The sequence below is a fragment of the Sanguibacter inulinus genome (assembly GCF_013415325.1).
GTDB lineage: Bacteria > Actinomycetota > Actinomycetes > Actinomycetales > Cellulomonadaceae > Sanguibacter > Sanguibacter inulinus.
The window spans coordinates 186555-202153 of record NZ_JACBYE010000001.1 but is presented as its reverse complement, the minus strand read 5'-3'; the positions used below and the strand labels follow the sequence as shown (position 1 = coordinate 202153).

The 15599-nt window shown below is 71.8% G+C and carries 14 protein-coding genes; 8 read left to right on the top strand and 6 right to left on the bottom strand.

Annotated features, from left to right (window positions below; genetic code table 11):
• The coding region (locus tag HZZ10_RS00950; RefSeq protein WP_179912088.1) for a response regulator transcription factor at window positions 1-431 on the bottom strand (431 nt) is incomplete at its 3' end.
• A 70-nt stretch (window positions 432-501) separates the two neighbouring features.
• Window positions 502-1896 (bottom strand): glycoside hydrolase family 6 protein, encoded by a 1395-nt coding sequence (locus tag HZZ10_RS00945; protein ID WP_179912087.1) that lies wholly within the window; start codon window positions 1894-1896, stop codon window positions 502-504.
• Between the two features lie 112 nt (window positions 1897-2008).
• Between HZZ10_RS00945 and HZZ10_RS00940 the strand changes: the two genes are divergently transcribed.
• Entirely contained in the window at window positions 2009-3271 is a 1263-nt protein-coding gene (locus HZZ10_RS00940; protein WP_308507450.1) for an MFS transporter, read from the top strand.
• Window positions 3272-3546: 275 nt separating this feature from the next.
• Here HZZ10_RS00940 and HZZ10_RS00935 read toward each other — a convergent pair whose 3' ends face one another.
• A complete protein-coding gene (locus tag HZZ10_RS00935) occupies window positions 3547-4350 on the bottom strand; it encodes a putative protein N(5)-glutamine methyltransferase (RefSeq protein ID WP_179912085.1) in 804 nt (267 codons plus the stop codon).
• Window positions 4351-4590: 240 nt separating this feature from the next.
• Here HZZ10_RS00935 and HZZ10_RS00930 point away from each other — a divergent pair, with 240 nt between their 5' ends.
• Together HZZ10_RS00930 and HZZ10_RS00925 are read left to right on the top strand one after the other, a co-directional pair.
• Window positions 4591-6366, top strand: coding sequence for a pyruvate dehydrogenase (locus tag HZZ10_RS00930; RefSeq protein WP_179912084.1), 1776 nt, complete (start codon window positions 4591-4593; stop codon window positions 6364-6366).
• Between the two features lie 276 nt (window positions 6367-6642).
• Window positions 6643-7725 (top strand): phosphotransferase family protein, encoded by a 1083-nt coding sequence (locus HZZ10_RS00925; protein WP_308507449.1) that lies wholly within the window; start codon window positions 6643-6645, stop codon window positions 7723-7725.
• Between the two features lie 101 nt (window positions 7726-7826).
• On the opposite strand, the gene HZZ10_RS00920 is transcribed toward HZZ10_RS00925, so the two are convergent.
• Window positions 7827-9248, bottom strand: a complete 1422-nt coding sequence (locus HZZ10_RS00920; RefSeq protein ID WP_179912082.1) for an MFS transporter — start codon at window positions 9246-9248, stop codon at window positions 7827-7829.
• 77 nt (window positions 9249-9325) lie between these two features.
• Between HZZ10_RS00920 and HZZ10_RS00915 the strand changes: the two genes are divergently transcribed.
• Window positions 9326-9964: a TetR-like C-terminal domain-containing protein gene (locus tag HZZ10_RS00915; RefSeq protein WP_179912081.1), complete on the top strand. Its 639-nt coding sequence runs from the start codon at window positions 9326-9328 to the stop codon at window positions 9962-9964.
• A 141-nt stretch (window positions 9965-10105) separates the two neighbouring features.
• Here the strand turns inward: HZZ10_RS00915 and HZZ10_RS00910 are convergent, their stop codons facing one another.
• Window positions 10106-10543 (bottom strand): DoxX family protein, encoded by a 438-nt coding sequence (locus tag HZZ10_RS00910; protein WP_179912080.1) that lies wholly within the window; start codon window positions 10541-10543, stop codon window positions 10106-10108.
• A gap of 139 nt (window positions 10544-10682) precedes the next feature.
• Between HZZ10_RS00910 and HZZ10_RS00905 the strand changes: the two genes are divergently transcribed.
• The 3 genes from HZZ10_RS00905 to HZZ10_RS00895 all read left to right on the top strand — a co-directional run bounded on the left by HZZ10_RS00905 (window position 10683) and on the right by HZZ10_RS00895 (window position 14042).
• Window positions 10683-11183, top strand: coding sequence for an NfeD family protein (locus tag HZZ10_RS00905; RefSeq protein ID WP_179912079.1), 501 nt, complete (start codon window positions 10683-10685; stop codon window positions 11181-11183).
• A 108-nt stretch (window positions 11184-11291) separates the two neighbouring features.
• Window positions 11292-12770: a flotillin family protein gene (locus HZZ10_RS00900; RefSeq protein WP_179912078.1), complete on the top strand. Its 1479-nt coding sequence runs from the start codon at window positions 11292-11294 to the stop codon at window positions 12768-12770.
• A 162-nt stretch (window positions 12771-12932) separates the two neighbouring features.
• A complete protein-coding gene (locus tag HZZ10_RS00895) occupies window positions 12933-14042 on the top strand; it encodes an alpha/beta hydrolase (RefSeq protein ID WP_179912077.1) in 1110 nt (369 codons plus the stop codon).
• On the opposite strand, the gene HZZ10_RS00890 is transcribed toward HZZ10_RS00895, so the two are convergent.
• A complete protein-coding gene (locus tag HZZ10_RS00890; RefSeq protein WP_228086726.1) occupies window positions 13999-15009 on the bottom strand; it encodes an EamA family transporter in 1011 nt (336 codons plus the stop codon). The two genes, HZZ10_RS00895 and HZZ10_RS00890, sit on opposite strands and share 44 nt — an antisense overlap.
• 231 nt (window positions 15010-15240) lie before the next feature.
• On the opposite strand from HZZ10_RS00890, the gene HZZ10_RS19255 reads away from it, so the two are divergent.
• Window positions 15241-15555, top strand: coding sequence for a DivIVA domain-containing protein (locus tag HZZ10_RS19255; RefSeq protein ID WP_179912076.1), 315 nt, complete (start codon window positions 15241-15243; stop codon window positions 15553-15555).
• Window positions 15556-15599 lie beyond the last annotated feature (44 nt).

Genomic DNA, 15599 nt, shown 5'->3' with positions numbered 1-15599 from the left:
GTGGGGGCCGCCGCCTGGGCAGGCTGCCCTGCTGCGGGGTCGACCCCGACCACCCGGGGCCGACGCAGCATCGCGTCGATGCGCGCACGGAGCTCGCGCGGCCTGAAAGGCTTGGTCAGGTAGTCGTCCGCCCCGGCGTCGAGGGCCTGGAGCGTGTCGATCTCCTCGCTGCGGGCCGAGACGATCACGAGGTAGGTCTGGCTGAACTGGCGGATGCGGCGCGCGGTCTCGAGACCGTCGATCCCGGGCATGCCCATGTCGAGGGTGGTGACGATCGGGTCGTAGGCCTTGACCGCCTGGACCCCGTCGAGACCGTTCCCCGTGGCGATCGTGTGGAAGCCCGCGTCGGAGAGCACAGCCTCGAGGAGGTGCCGGATGTCGGCGTCGTCCTCGATGATGACTGCGGTGCGGCGTTCCTCGTCCGGTGCCACGGTGCCTCCTTCGGTGAACCTCACGGTGCGCTCGCCCGACCAGACGCGTCGAGCGTGCTCCGAAGAAGGATCAGGCCCTGTCCTCGGCGACGAGGCTGAGTGCCCGGTCAACCCACCATTCTCCGGCAACGGGGCCTCCGCCGCACGTCCCGTCGCTCTCACCTGGAGGTTTCACCCACAGGTTGGCGTCCAGCCCCTCGGCCTCGAGGGTCATCGGTCGGGCACCCAGCGCCGCACCCGGAGGGTTGCACCAGGTGCCGTCCGACCCGTTGCCGTTGCGCCCGGTGTCGACCACGAAGGGGGCTCCGTCGAGCTGGGTGCTCAGTCGCTGCGCGTAGGCGAGCTCGGAGGCGTCGTCGTTGTAGTTCGACACGTTCGTCGCGAAGCCGTGCACACCGGCGATCCCGGCCCGGCGCAGCAGGTCCGCGGTCTCCTGGACGGAGTGCCAGTTGGAGTGGCCTCCGTCGAGGTAGACCGTCGCCCCGGCGTCGGTGAGGGTCGTGCCCGCGGTGCTGACCAGGCTCAGGCGACCCTCGACGTCGCCGCACTGCTCGGCGAGGGAGATGCTGTCCGGCTCGAGGATCACAGGGGTCCCGGTCCCGTCGAGGGCCGCGGCGATCTCGCGGACCCACAACTCGTAGCCCTCGACGGTCGTCCCGCCTGCGGAGAACTGCCCGCAGTCGCGGTCGGGAACTCCGTAGACGACGAAGAGCGGCAGCGTGTCCTGCGCAGCCGCGTCAGCCACGACCTGCGCGACGAACGGTCCGACCTCGCCGGCCGGGTACTTCTCGGGGGTGAGCCAGATCCCCGTCGGCTGGTCCGCGATGGTGAGGAAGGCGTCGCGCGTCGCGGAGTCCGTCGCGGAGTCGACGGCACGGATCGCCGACGAGTCCGGGTCGACGTAGAGGTCGCGCCCCGCGAAGGGGTTGTCACCGTCGAGCAGACCGCTGCGGACGACGACCACAGCGGCGACGGCTACGACGACCACCAGCACGGCGAGGACGGTCAACCAGCGGGCTGCCCGCGAGCGGCGGCGGCGCGGCGGGCGAGGACCACGGGCCTCACGTCCGCGGCGGCCTCCCTCGGACCCGTCGCCGGGACCGTCAGGTCCGCCTGCCTGGGCGCTGCTCCCGACGGCCGTCGGGACGGAGGTGTCGGTGGGTGCTGCCAGGCCCGGCTGGACCGCGGTCCCAGAAGCCGCTGGAGCGGCCGGCTCCCCGGCCTGGCCCGACCTGACAGACGGGAGCACCTCAGCGGTTCCCCGCGTCGTAGGCACCTCCGCGGAGGACCCCGCACGGATCACGTAGTCGCTCGCCGGCCGCGCCTCGGGTGCGTCGGTGCGCCCACGACGGACCGGGAGCACCTCGGGCTCTTCAGGGCTCTCGTCGGCGGGCACGCGGATGACGTAGCGGGGGTCGCGCGGCCCCAGCGGGGCGTCGGGCTCGTCGCTGCTCGTGCGTGCCATGCGAAGCCCTCCCGAGCTCGTCCGTCAGACTCGGGCCAGCCTACGCGCCAGACCACGGGGACGACGGTCGAGGAACCGCTCACGCGCAGCCCCAGATGAGAGACTGGGAGACGTGCCAGACGAACCCGGGACGACCCCCGAACCAGCCCCCGCGAAGGACTCGCGGAACCCCTACGGGGCGCTCCTCGCGATCCCCGGCACCAAGCAGTTCTCCGGGTCGGGCGCCCTCGCCCGCCTCCCCATGTCGATGGTGGGCATCGGCATCGTCCTGATGATCCAGCAGACGACAGGCTCCTACGGGCTGGCCGGCCGGGTGAGCGCCGCGTACATCGTCGCGCAGGCGATCTGCTCGCCGCAGATCGCCAAGCTCGTCGACCGCAAGGGCCAGGCCCGGGTCATGCGGCCGATGTTCGTCGTCACCTCGCTCTCGCTCCTCGGGCTCATCCTCTCGACAGCCCTCGGCGCGCCCGAGGCCTTCCTGTACCTCTTCGCCGTGCTGACGGGTGCGTCGGTCGGGTCCGTCGGGTCGATGGTCCGGGCCCGCTGGTCGAACCTGCTCGCCGACCCGCGCAAGCTGCACAGCGCGTACTCCTTCGAGTCGGCCGTCGACGAGCTGTGCTTCGTCGTCGGACCGATGCTCGCCACCATCCTCGCGACCTCCGTGGCCCCGACCGCCGGGCTGATCGTCCCACTCGTCGCCGTGGTCGTCGGCGGCTTCTGGTTCTTGTCGCTGCGCGAGACCGAGCCGCCGGTGTCGATCCCTGTCGAGGGTGTGAAGAACCGCTCCGTCCTGCTCAACGGCGGCATGCTCGCCGTCATCGCCGTGTTCATCGGCATGGGCGCGGTGTTCGGTGCGACAGACGTCGCGACCATCGCCTTCGCCAAGGAGGCCGGGCACGAGGCCATGGCCGGCGTCATCCTCGGGGTGTTCGCGGCCGGCTCGCTGATCTCCGGTCTGCTCTACGGCGCCAAGCACTGGCTCTCACCCCTGTGGAAGCGCTTCGCCGTCGGCATGCTCGCCCTCGCCGTCGGCGTGACGCTGTTCTTCTTCGTCACGTCGCTGCCGATCCTCGCCGCGGTGATGTTCGTCGCCGGCTTCGCGATCTCGCCCACCCTCATCAACGGCAACAACCTCGTCCAGCTGCTCGTGCCGCCCTCCCAGCTCACCGAGGGGCTGACCTGGGTCGGCACGGCCCTCGGCGTCGGCGTCTCGGTCGGGACGTCGGTCGCGGGCGCCCGGATCGACGAGGCGGGGTCGCACGCCGGTTTCACGGTGGTCGTGGTCGCCGCCGGGATCGCCGTCCTCGTCATGCTCGCCTCGCTGACGACCCTGCGCTCGCGGACCGCTGGGTCGACGGTCACCGAGGGGCACTGAAGGGCACTGGGCGGCGCTGAAGAGTAACGAGGAGTGCCGAAGGCGCTGACCTGGGGTCTCGGGTGAACCTCGAGGGTCCCCCGCCGGCTCCACCAGGTCGCCTCACCACCCACGAGGTCGCCTGGACACGCCAGATCGACCCGTCCTGGTGCACGTCTTGTCGTGTCTGGGCGACCTCGCGGGTAGACGTGCGACCTCGCGGGTGAGCGTGCGACCTCGGGGAGGGCATCGCCGGTGGGAGGGGGCAGGTCAGGAGAAGAGCAGTCGCGCCGGGGTCAGCGACCGGCGACGACGACCGTCGCGTCGGCCTCGTCGGACCGCACGACGCGTGCTGCCAAGCCCGCGGCCGTGAGCAGCGCGGCGGTCGCGGGTGCCTGCCGCTCGCTGGTCTCGACGAGGACGTGCCCTCCCCCGGACAACCACCCTGCGGCGTCGCGGGCGACGCGGCGCTGGATCTCGAGACCGTCCGTACCGCCGTCGAGCGCGACCAGGTGCTCGTGGAGGCGAGCCTCCGGGGGCATGAGGGCGACGGCGTCGGTCGGGACGTAGGGGGCGTTGACGACGAGCACGTCGACCCTGCCGCGCAGACCCACAGGCAGCGCGGAGAAGAGGTCGCCCTCGTAGACCGATCCCCGCGAACCCAGGTTGCCGCGAGCGCAGCTGACAGCCGCCGGGTCGACGTCTGAGGCGTGCAGCTCGACGCCGGGCACGGCGGCGGCGACCGCGAGGCCGACGGCGCCGGTCCCGCAGCACAGGTCGACGACCACGCTCTGGGCGTCCGCGAGCGCAGCGGCCTCCGCGACGAGCAGCCGGGTGCGCTGACGCGGGACGAAGACCCCTGGGGCGACGGTGACCCGCACCCCGGCGAGCTCGGCCCACCCGAGGATCAGCTCGAGGGGTTCACCGGCGACCCGGCGCCGGACCAGCGCGTCGAGCGACGCATCGTCCGTGGCAGCCTCGAGCAGCAACCGGGCCTCGTCCTCCGCGAAGACACAACCCGCGGCCCGGAGGGCTGCCACGGTGCTGGCGGTGCCGTGGGTGCTGGCGGTGCTGGCGGAAACTTCTCGTGCAGCGCTCATCACCCTCAGTGTGCCGCACCCGCCGCAGGGCAGTCCGCCGGAGCCACCCGTCGTGGCCCGAGCACCCGAGCACCCGAGCCGGGGTGCCCAGACGACCGTGTGTGGTGGACGAGACATCCCAGATGTCCGGCTCTGCCGTGCGAGCAACCACGAACCGGAGCAGGGTGGAGGAGAGCGGGACGCCTCCGCCAGACCCACGCGGAGCTCCCGGACACCCGTCGCCCACCGGAGGTACCCATCGTGGCCAAGTCGAAGACCCGCGGCACGACAGTCGCAGACCTGCTCGTCGCCCAGATCGTCGAGGCAGGTGCCAAGCGCATCTACGGGATCGTGGGCGACAGCCTCAACCCCGTGGTCGACGCCGTGCGCCGTGCCGCGAAGGAGGGCGTCGACATCGAGTGGGTGCACGTGCGCCACGAAGAGGCCGCAGCCTTCGCTGCGGCCGCCGAGGCGGAGGTGACCGGGAACCTTGCGGTCTGCGCGGGCTCGTGCGGGCCGGGCAACCTGCACCTCATCAACGGTCTCTACGACGCCAACCGCTCGAAGGTCCCGGTCCTCGCGATCGCGAGCCACATCCCGAGCAAGCAGATCGGCACGAGCTTCTTCCAGGAGACCCACCCAGACCGACTCTTCAACGAGTGCTCGGTGTACTCCGAGATGATCTCGTCGGCCGAGCAGGCGCCGCGGGTCATCAACTCCGCGATCCACCACGCCTACGGCGCCCCGGGTGTCGCGGTCCTGACCATCCCGGGGGACGTCGCCGACTTCGACGCCCCGGCGGCGGTCTCCGACGTCTCGACCCGCCCGCCCAAGCCGCGCGTCATCCCGGCCGACGAGTCGCTGCGCGAGCTGGCCGAGGCGATCGACGAGGCCAAGAAGGTGACGATCTTCGCGGGGGTCGGGGTGCGCGGGGCGCACGACGACGTCATCGCGCTGGCCGACAAGATCGCTGCGCCGATCGGTCACTCGCTGCGCGGCAAGGAGTGGATCCAGTACGACAACCCCTTCGACGTGGGCATGTCCGGTCTGCTCGGCTACGGCTCCTGCTACGACGCGACCCAGGAGGCCGACCTGCTGATCCTGCTGGGTACGGACTTCCCCTACGACCAGTTCTTGCCGGAGTCGGTCCGCACGGTCCAGGTGGACATCGACCCGAAGAACCTCGGACGCCGCACCCGCCTCGACCTCGCGGTGGTCGGTGACGTGGGCGAGACGGTCCGGGCGCTCCTGCCGATGGTCAAGCCCGCCAGGTCGCGGCGCTTCCTCGACTCCATGGTCAAGAAGCACGAGAAGGCCATGAACGGTGTGGTCGGTGCGTACTCGGGCGGCAAGAAGGCCGAGTCCATGACGCCGATCCACCCCGAGTACGTGGCGGACGTCCTCGACCAGGAGGCGGCGGAAGACGCTGTCTTCACCGTCGACACCGGCATGTGCAACGTGTGGGCCGCCCGCTACATCAGCCCGAACGGCAAGCGCCGCGTGATCGGGTCCTTCCTGCACGGGTCGATGGCCAACGCGATGCCGCACGCGATCGGGGTCGCCGCGTCGCAGCCGGGCCGTCAGGTCGTCGCGATGTCGGGCGACGGCGGGCTGGCGATGCTGCTCGGCGAGCTCGTGACGATCAAGCACTACGACCTGCCGGTCAAGATCGTGCTCTTCGACAACGCGACGCTCGGCATGGTCCGCCTCGAGATGCTCGTCGACGGGCTGCCGGCCTTCGGGACCGACTCCCCGGTCGTCGACTACGCGGCCGTCGCGCGAGCAGTCGGCATCCCCGCGGTCCGGGTCGAAGACCCGAAGGACCTGCGCAAGGCGCTGCGGGGTGCGCTCGACCGTCCGGGCCCGGCGCTGATCGACGTGGTGACCGACCCGCACGCGCTGTCGATCCCGCCGACGATCACCGCAGGCCAGGTGCGCGGCTTCGCTGCCGCGATGAGCAAAGAGGTGCTCGGCGGCGGCCTGGGCGAGGTCGTCTCGATGGCCCGCTCCAACCTCCGCAACGTCCCGCGACCCTGAGGTTCGGGGGCAGTGCTGCGGCAGGAGCAGCGCAGCACTGCCCACCACCTACCGGCACGAGGTCTGGCCGTGGGCCCCTACGCTCGGCGGACCAGCAGCCCTAGAGCGTCGACCAGGAGAAACACCAGAGGCCCGCCGTAGCGGGCCTTGGCCGAACTCGTAACGAGGGAACCTGTCCTCGCTTTCGAGATGGAGCCTACAAGCACGGGCGGCAGGCTGGACACCCCCGGACCTCCGGCGCTGGTCTGCAGGTCAGGGCGGTGCCAGGATGGTCGGGTGCCTACCGAGACCACGCCTGCCGCGACCCTGCCCCACGCCGTCGTCCCTGAGGCCGCGCGCCCGCCTGCGGTCCTGCCGACCGACGCGGACGGGGTCGTCGGGGCGCTCGCCGCAGTCGTCGCGCCGCTCGTGGCCGAGCTCGGCGAGGTCGTGGCGACGGACAAGCTCGACGGCGGGATGTTCGCCACGACCTACAGGATCACCTTCGCCGGGGGTGAGAAGGCCGTCGCGAAGATGGCCCCCACGGCGGTCGAGAAGCTCATGACCTACGAGAAGGACATCCTCTCGACGGAGGCGGCTGTGTACAGGCTCGCCGCCGAGCACCCTGACCTGCTCATGCCGCAGGTGCTGCTCTTCGACACCTCGCACGAGCACGTCTCCTCCGACGTCCTGGTCGCCTCGTACCTCGACGGTGTCCCGTGGCACACGCTCACCGACCTCACGTCCGAGCAGCGCCTGGAGGTCGAGGGTCGGCTCGGTGCGTACATGACCCGGCTGCACGCCGTCACGGGTGACGCCTTCGGGTACCCGGCGTCGCCGTCCCTCCAGGCACCGACCTGGCGCGAGGCCTTCGGACGCATGGTCTCAGGTGTCCTCGACGACGCCGCGACCTGGGGTGTCGACCTCCCCGCGGGCCGCATGACCGAGGCCCTCGAGCGGCACGGGCACGAGCTCGACGTGGTGCGGACGCCGACACTCGTGCACACCGACCTGTGGGAGGGGAACATCTTCCTCGACCCCGACACCCTGGAGATCGTCGGGGTCATCGACACCGAGCGCGCGATCTTCGCCGACCCGCTCTACGAGCTCGTCGGCGCGAGCCAGTTCGGCGACGGCGGTGCCCCCGCGCCGATCGCCGCGGGGTACGTGGCGGCCGGCGGGCACCTGGACACCACGGAGTCGCTCGCCTCCGGCAACCTCACCTCGGACGACGTCCGCATCCTGCTGTACCGCTGCTACATGTACTCGATCCTGCTCGTCGAGCCCGCGCCGCGCGGCTACAAGGGCGAGTGGGTCGAGACCAACCGCATCACGCTGCTGGCCAAGCTGGGCACGACCCTCGACCTGCTGCTCGGCTGAGACTCCGCGCTGTCCGGAGCCCTACGGCGAGCGGGCCCACCAGCCTCGTCGAACCCTCCGCGGGTCGTGGAGAACCAGGGCCCGCTCGGCCCTCACCTGGCTCACGACGCACCAGACCGGCGTCCCCGCCTCTCGTCCAGGCGCCCCGCGAGCACGGCACCCACGAGGCCGAGCGCGGCGGTCAGACCGAAGACCGCGAGGAATGCCGAAGTCGTGGTCCCGAGCCCGGCGACGAGCGCGCCGCCGACCCCGGCGACGACAGCCGTCGCGAGCGTCTGGGCGAGCTGCAGGCTGGCGCTGATGCTGCCCGCTGAGCCCGCCGGTGTCACCGCCATGGTCGCGGCTGTCGCGGCGTTGAACGCCACCCCCATGCCGACACCGGCGATCGTCCAGCCGACGACGGCCCAGCCCGGCCAGGCACCCGGGAGCGCGACGGCGAGCCCCATGACGACCTCGCCGGCCAGGAGCGCGAGCAGCCCGACCCGGGCCGACCGGGCCCGGGTACCCGGGCGTGCGGCGTCGAGCCGAGCCTGGACGAAGGAGCCTGCCGTCCAGGCGAGCGCACCGGCCGCGAGACCGAGCCCCGCGAGCGTGACGTCGAGGCCGTGGACGCTCGTGAGACCGAGCGGGAGGAAGGCCTCCGAGCCGAAGTACACGCCGCACAGGATGAACCTGATGACGATGCCGGCTGGTGCTCCCCGACGAGCCGAGAGCGTCCCGGTCGGCACGATGCGTCGCAGCGCGAGGACGCTGCCGGCCAGTCCGGTGACGACGAGGGCGACGAGCACCGGGAGGGCGTCGACCTCGAGGCCGAGCAGGAGGGCACCTGTCGCCACGGCGAGCAGGATCGAGAACCAGACGGGTGCGGGGACCCGCCGACCGGCACGCGGCGTCGGGGCCGACGTCCGGCGAGCACCGGGGAGCACGTAGGGCAGCAGGAGCAGGGGGACCGGTGCGATGGCCCAGAAGACGACACGCCAGTCGAGGAGGTCCGTGACCACACCCGCGAAGACCGGGCCCAGGAGCGACGGGATCGTCCAGGCCGAGGAGAGGAAGGCGAACATCACGGCCTGCAGGCGCGCCGGGTAGGCGATGCCGACGAGGCTGTACGCGTAGGCCATGATCGCCCCCACGCCGAGGCCCTGGAGCGCGCGGGCTGCGACGAAGACGCCCCACCCCGGGGCGAGCCCGGCGAGCAGGCAGCCGGCGGCGAAGACGAGGCTGCCGACCAGGACAGACCGCGCCGGTCCTCGCCGGTCGATGTCGGTTCCCGCGACGACGGTGCCGACGATGTTGGCGAGCATGAGCGCGGAGAGCCCCCAGCCGTATCCCGACAGGCCGCCGAGCTCTTCGGCCACGGCGGGCAGGATCGTCGCGACGCCGAGCGACTCGAAGGCCACGGCCCCGACGCTCGCGAGGATGCCGACGGTGAACCCGCGCAGCCGCGGGGAGAAGACTCCCCCGGGGTCGGGATCAGCTCCTGGTGCGCCCGTGGCCAGCTGCTCTGTCGCGTGCTGCGTCATACCCGCTCCTCTGACATACCCGCTCCTCGATTTATGTTCCACGGCGGAACGGAATGAATCTACGATAGGGTCGCACGATGGCGCAAGCAGAGCAGGGCAGGGCAGCCGGGCCGACCAGGGCAGCACAAGGCCGCCCCCGCGACACGACCATCGACGCGAGGGCGACCGAGGCCGTCGTCGAGCTGCTCAGCACGCTCCCCTACAGCGCACTGACGCTCGAGGGTGTCGCGACGGCCGCCGGGACGAGCAAGCCGGCGCTGCGTCGGCGCTGGAAGAGCCTGCCCGGGGTTGTCGTCCACACCTTCATCTCGATCCTGGGCACGACACCGACCCCCGACACCGGGTGCGTCCACTGCGACCTGGTGCACGGCATCACGAACCTCGCCGAGGTCTTCGAGGACTCCCCCATCACCCGGGCCCTGCCCGGTCTGCTGTCAGACCTCGAGGCAGACCCGGAGCTGCGGGCGCACTTCCTGCGGGACTACTTCGAGGCGCGACGCGCGACCTCTCGCACGGTCCTCGAGCACGCTGTCGAGCGCGGCGAGATCCAGGAGGGGCTCGACATGGAGCTCGCCCTCGACCTCCTCGCCGCGCCGCTCTACTACAGGGCCTTCTTCGGCCACCAGCCGATCGACGCCGGGCTCGCCGAGAGGACCGTGCTGAGCGTCCTCAACGGCATCGCGACACCCGAGTGGCGTCGACACCACGAGCCGTAGGCCGGACCCCTCCCGGGAGCCGGGCCCAGGCGCCTCCTGCAGGCCGGGCCTCGGCCCCACCCGCAGGCCGGCCTCCCGACTGAGCAGGCCTCGCGGACGCCCCGGGGAGAGCCGTGGACGGCGTGCGCCCGGGACCGGCGATCAGCCGCGGCGCCACGCCCTCCACGCGCCTGTCGACCACAGCGCCCAGAGGACGAGGAGAGGCTGGAACAGCAGACGCCCGGCGCGCTTCTGGTCGGAGTCGAGGCCGAAGGCGTCGGTGTGCGTGACGAGCTGGGAGATGTTGCCGGGGAAGATCGCGACGAAGAACGCCGCGACGATCCACCCGACCGGGACCTTCTTGTGCGGGAGCACGAGCAGCGCCCCGCCGAGGGAGATCTCGACGACGCCCGAGACGAGGACGACGGCGTCCTCGGACAGCGGCACCCACCCGGGGACCTGCGCCCGGAACTCGTCACGGGCGACGGTGAGGTGCGTGATCCCCGCGAAGAGCAGGAACGCGCCGAGAGCCAGCCGCCCGACCGTCCGCGGGGTCGAGGTGGGGCTGTCGGCGAGCCGTGAGGCGAGGTCGTGATCCATCCCCCAAGTCTCGTCCGCGCGGATGTCACCGCAAGCCGGAGTGGGATTTCTCTCCCTGTGAATATCCTCTGAAACACCTGCGAATAAGGTATCGTGATGGCAAAGAAATAGTCTCGGCACTGACGACGAGAGGTGACGCATGCTGGCATTCATCATCATCGGGGCGGTCGGCCTCGCGCTGCTCGTCCTCTCGATGCTCCTCGGTGAGCTCTTCGACCTCGGGGACGGGCTGGTCTCCGGCACCTCGCTCGGCGTCGGCGGCGTGGTGTTCGGCGCCCTCGGGGCGATCGCCACCACCAACGACCTGCCCCCGTGGACCACCTACGCAGGCTCAGCCGTCGTCGCGATCGCCGTGATGCTCTTCGTCAGGCGCGTGATCCGCGGGCTGGCGAGCTCCGAAGACGGCGCCGCCCGCGACCTCGTCGGCATGCAGGGCGCCGTGACCTCGACCATCACCGGCGGCCACGGAGAGGTCTCGCTCGACGCCGAGCTCGAGCGCCGTCTCGCGTGGGCCGACCAGGTGATCACCGAGGGCACCCGGATCGTCGTCCTCGACGAGGCCGCCGGCCGTGTCCGCGTCACCCCGTACTGGCCCACGCACGGCTCGACCGAGCCGCGCCGCTGGCCGCAGTCCACCTGACCTCTCGCGCGCACCGGACGCCCCTCGCGGGTCACCCGGCGCCGCGACCCACCGCCCGCACCAGCCCACCTCACGGAAGGAGCCACCCCTGCCCGGGGTGCACCCCTCATGACAGACCAGACGATCACCGTCATCGCCGTCGTGGCACTGGTCATCGCGTTCTTCGCGGTGCTCATCTTCATCGCCAACCGGATCCGCCGCGTCCCGCCGAACGAGGCCCTCATCATCGTGGGCCGCGGCGCGGGCAAGAAGGCCTCCGCCGAGGAGGGCGGGCAGCGCGTCATCGTCGGCGGACGCGTGTTCGTCTGGCCGATCCTCCAGCAGGGCTTCTCGATCTCGCTCGAGCAGCGCCAGATCGGCATCACCGTCGAGGGCGTCGACAAGAACCGCATCAAGATCGCCATCAAGGCGTCGATCAACTTCAAGGTCCGCGGTGACGAAGAAGGCGTCCGCCGGGCGGGGCAGCGCTTCCTGTCCCAGCAGGGCACGCTGACCGAGATCATCAAGGAGTCCCTCGAGGGCTCGCTCAGGTCGATCGTCGGCGACATGACGATCGAGCAGATCATCTCCGACCGCAAGGGCCTGTCCGACCGCGTCGTCGACTCGACCAAGCTCGACCTCGCCGAGCAGGGCCTCCAGGTCGACCTGCTCAACATCTCCGACATCTCCACGCCCGGATCTGACTACCTCGCTAACCTCGGTCGTGCCGAGAACGCCCGTGCCCGTCAGGTCGCCGAGATCTCCGAGGCTGAGGCGCAGCGCGCCTCCGACTTCGCCGCGATCGAGGCGCAGGAGCAGGTGGCCGAGCGCCGCAAGGCCTTCGAGCTCAAGCAGGCCGCCATCAAGGCGCAGACCGACAAGGCCAACGCCGAGGCCAACGCCGCCGGTCAGCTGGCCCGCGCCGAGCAGGACCGTCTCGTCGCGACGCAGCAGCGCGACGCGCTCGCCGAGCAGGCGAAGGTGACCGAGGAAGAGCTCGACATCTCCGTCCGCAAGCCTGCCGAGGCCGACGCCTACGCGTCCGTCCAGCGCGCCAACGCCGAGCGTGACGCCGCGAACGCGGCCACCGAGGCCGACGCGTACAAGCGCACCACGATCGCCCAGGCCAACAAGACCGCGGCGATCCAGGACGCCGAGGCCAACGCCGAGGCCGTCCGCCGCACAGGTGAGGCCGAGCGTGACCGCCAGGTCGCTCTCGCAGCCGGTATCCGCGCCGAGGGTGAGGCCCGCGCGGCCGCGACCGAGGCCGAAGGTCGCGCCGAGGCCGCATCCCTCGACGCCAAGGCCGAGGCTCTCAAGAAGTACGGTGAGGCCGCTCTCGTCCAGGAGCTCATCGAGCGCCTGCCCGAGATCGTCCGTGCCGCAGCGGAGCCCATCGGCAACATCCAGGGCATGACCGTCATCTCGACCGACGGCGCCTCCGCGATCACCAAGAACGTCGCCTCGGTCCTCGGCGAGGGGCAGGGCGTCATCAAGCAGCTCACAGGCCTGGACCTCACCGAGATCCTCGCCAACCTCACGGGGACCAGCAGCCCGGCACCGGCAGCAGCGGCACCTGCTGCTGCGTCGGCGCCGACCGCGCCGTGACACGCCGGGCTGCGTGACCAGGGGTCAGTGACGCAGGCCCGAGCCTGACACGAGCCGTCCCTCGACGAGCCGGCCACCCGATCCTGGGTGGTCGGCTCGTCGCCGTCCACAGGACCGTCGGCGCACCGCCTCCGCGGGGCGGCGCTACGGCACACTGGTCCTGTGCCCTCCGACGCCAGCCCCGCCGCAACGGTCAGCAGCGCCCGTCGCCCTGGTCGCGCCAGTCGTCTCGAGCGGCTCAGCCGGCCCGGGTTCCAGGCCCTCGGCTGGTCCGCCGGAATCCTCGGCGCCGCCGCAGCGGTCACCGCGCTCGCCCTGACGCAGCGCGTCCGGGCGCGAGCACTCGTGGTCCGCGCGGCCTTCGACCGCGGTTCGCGGGCGACCACGACCGCGCTGCTGCCCTTCGCGCCCACACCGGGCACGGTCACCGTCCAGACTGGTCTGCGCTACAGGCCAGACGACCCCGACGCGCTCTTCGACGTGTATACCCCAGCAGGACGCGGTGACGAGCCGCTGCCCACGATCGTCTGGGTGCACGGCGGCGGCTGGCTCTCCGGAGCCCGCTCCGGGCTGGCGACCTGGGCGCAGATCCTCGCCGACCGCGGATTCACGGTCGTCGTCCCGGGGTACACCCTCGCCCCTGCGGCGCCCTATCCGCAGCAGCTCCAGCAGGTGCTCGACGCCCTCACCCACCTGCGCACCTCGCCGCCACCCGGTGTCGACCCCGCGCGGCTGTTCCTCGCCGGAGACTCCGCGGGCGCGAGCCTGGTCGCCCAGGTCGCGACGGTCGTGACCCACCCGGCCTACGGGGCGATGGTCGGTGTGTCGTGCGACCTCCCGCCCGACGCCGTCGCAGGGCTCCTGCTGTGCTGCGGGCCCTACGACCTCAGTCTGATCTCCGGCGCGCGCGGGCTGCTCGGCTGGGCGTCGACGACCATCGGCTGGGCGTACCTGGGCACGAGGGCCTTCGCCGCAGACCCGCGCAGCGCGACCCTCAGCCTCGTCGACCACGTCTACCCAGGCTTCCCGCCCACCTACCTGACGGGCGGCAACGGCGACCCCCTGACCCGCGGAGCCCGGGTCTACGCCGAGCGGCTCGCCGCCGCCGGCACGCACGTGGAGACGCTGTTCTTCGACGAGGACTACACCGAGCGCGGCGCGCCGCTCGGCCACGAGTACCAGTTCGACCTCCGGCTCGCGACCGCGCGGCGCGCCCTCGACGAGATGGTCAGCTTCGTGACGCGTCGCTCGGCGGAGCCGGCTCAGGGCTGACCGTCTGCGCAGGAGCAGGCAGGCTCGTGGGGGGAACCGCGGGGACGACTCCGGGGACCACCCCTGCTGCGGGAGGCGTCTGGTCGGCACCCAGCTCAGCAGCCCGACGACCGGCCAGCCAGATGACCGCGGCCCCCGACCCCACGACGAGCACGATCCCGAGGACGACCCCTGCGGTCAGCGTCTGACCGAGCGCGACGGCGCCGACCAGCGCACCCATCACCGGGTCGACCGCGAAGAGGGTGCCGACCACCCGCACCGAGGTGATCCGGACGGCGAGGAAGTCGAGGCTGAAGGCCACGACCACCCCGAGGACCGCCGAGACCGCGAGGACACCCCATCCCCCGCCGTCGACCCGCGGGGCGGCGTGCACCGAGAACGGCGAGAGCAGGACCGCGCCGACCAGGACCGACAGCGCGAGCCCGTCCAGCCCGTCGGTGTCGCCGCCGACCCGCCCGGCGAGCACCGTGTACCCGCCGAAGGCGACCGCCGCCCCGAGGCCGAAGACCAGACCGAGCAGCGTGAGCCCGCCGCCGGGGCTGCTCACCAGCAGCACGCCGACGAGGGTGAGAGCCGGGAGCAGCAGCTCACGCCGCCGGGTGGTCGCCACGGCCGCGACGGTCAGCGGCCCGAGGAACTCGAGCGTCACCGCGATGCCGAGCGGCAGGTGCGCGACGGCGTTGTAGAAGAGCACGTTCATCGCGGCCATCGCGACGCCGTAGAGGACGATCCCGGTCCAGGCGCGCCGCGACCGACCGCGGACCGAGGGGCGGACGAGGACGAGCAGCACGACGGCGGCGACAGCCATCCGCAGCCCGCTGACCCCGAGGGTCCCGACGGTGTCGAAGAGGTCGGAGGCGACGGCCGCCGAGAGCTGGATGCTGAGCGACCCGACCAGCACGAAGAGACCGCCGAGGAGCGGTGCGAGGTGCGGGTGGGCAGCACGAAGAGGACGAGCGAGTGTCATGAGTGGTCCAGAGGTGAGCGTGCCGGCGCGGCCGGCGAGGAGCGGTGGTCAGCGGAGACGCTGTCCGACCAGGCGTGGTGCCAGGTCAGGCAGACGTGCGACGACGCTCGACGGACGGTCCTCTGCGAGGCGCGCACCCGTAGCTGCTCATGGGATCCATGGAGGGAGGATATCTCGCCGACGGGCCAGGTCCGGCGAGCGTCTCACCACGGGGATGACTACCGTATGGCCATGACGACGTCACACGATGTGCTCGAGTCGCGGTTCCACCCGACCAGGTTGCGCCCGGGCTACTCGGTCGACGAGGTCGACGACTTCCTCGACAGGTGCCGCGCCACGCTCGACCACTACGAGACGGGCGGCACCGCTGCGGCGATCAGCCTGACGAAGACGTCGGGGACCGGCGGTCTGCTGACCGCCGCAGAGGTGCGCACGGTGACGTTCCCGACCACCCGCTGGCGCGAGGGTTACGCCATGGAAGAGGTCGACGACCTGCTGGACCAGGTCGACAGCGCGCTCGTCCGCTGGGAGACCGTCGCGCGCTGACACGTCCTCACGGCGGCGCCACGTCCTTGCCGCGGCGCCAGGTC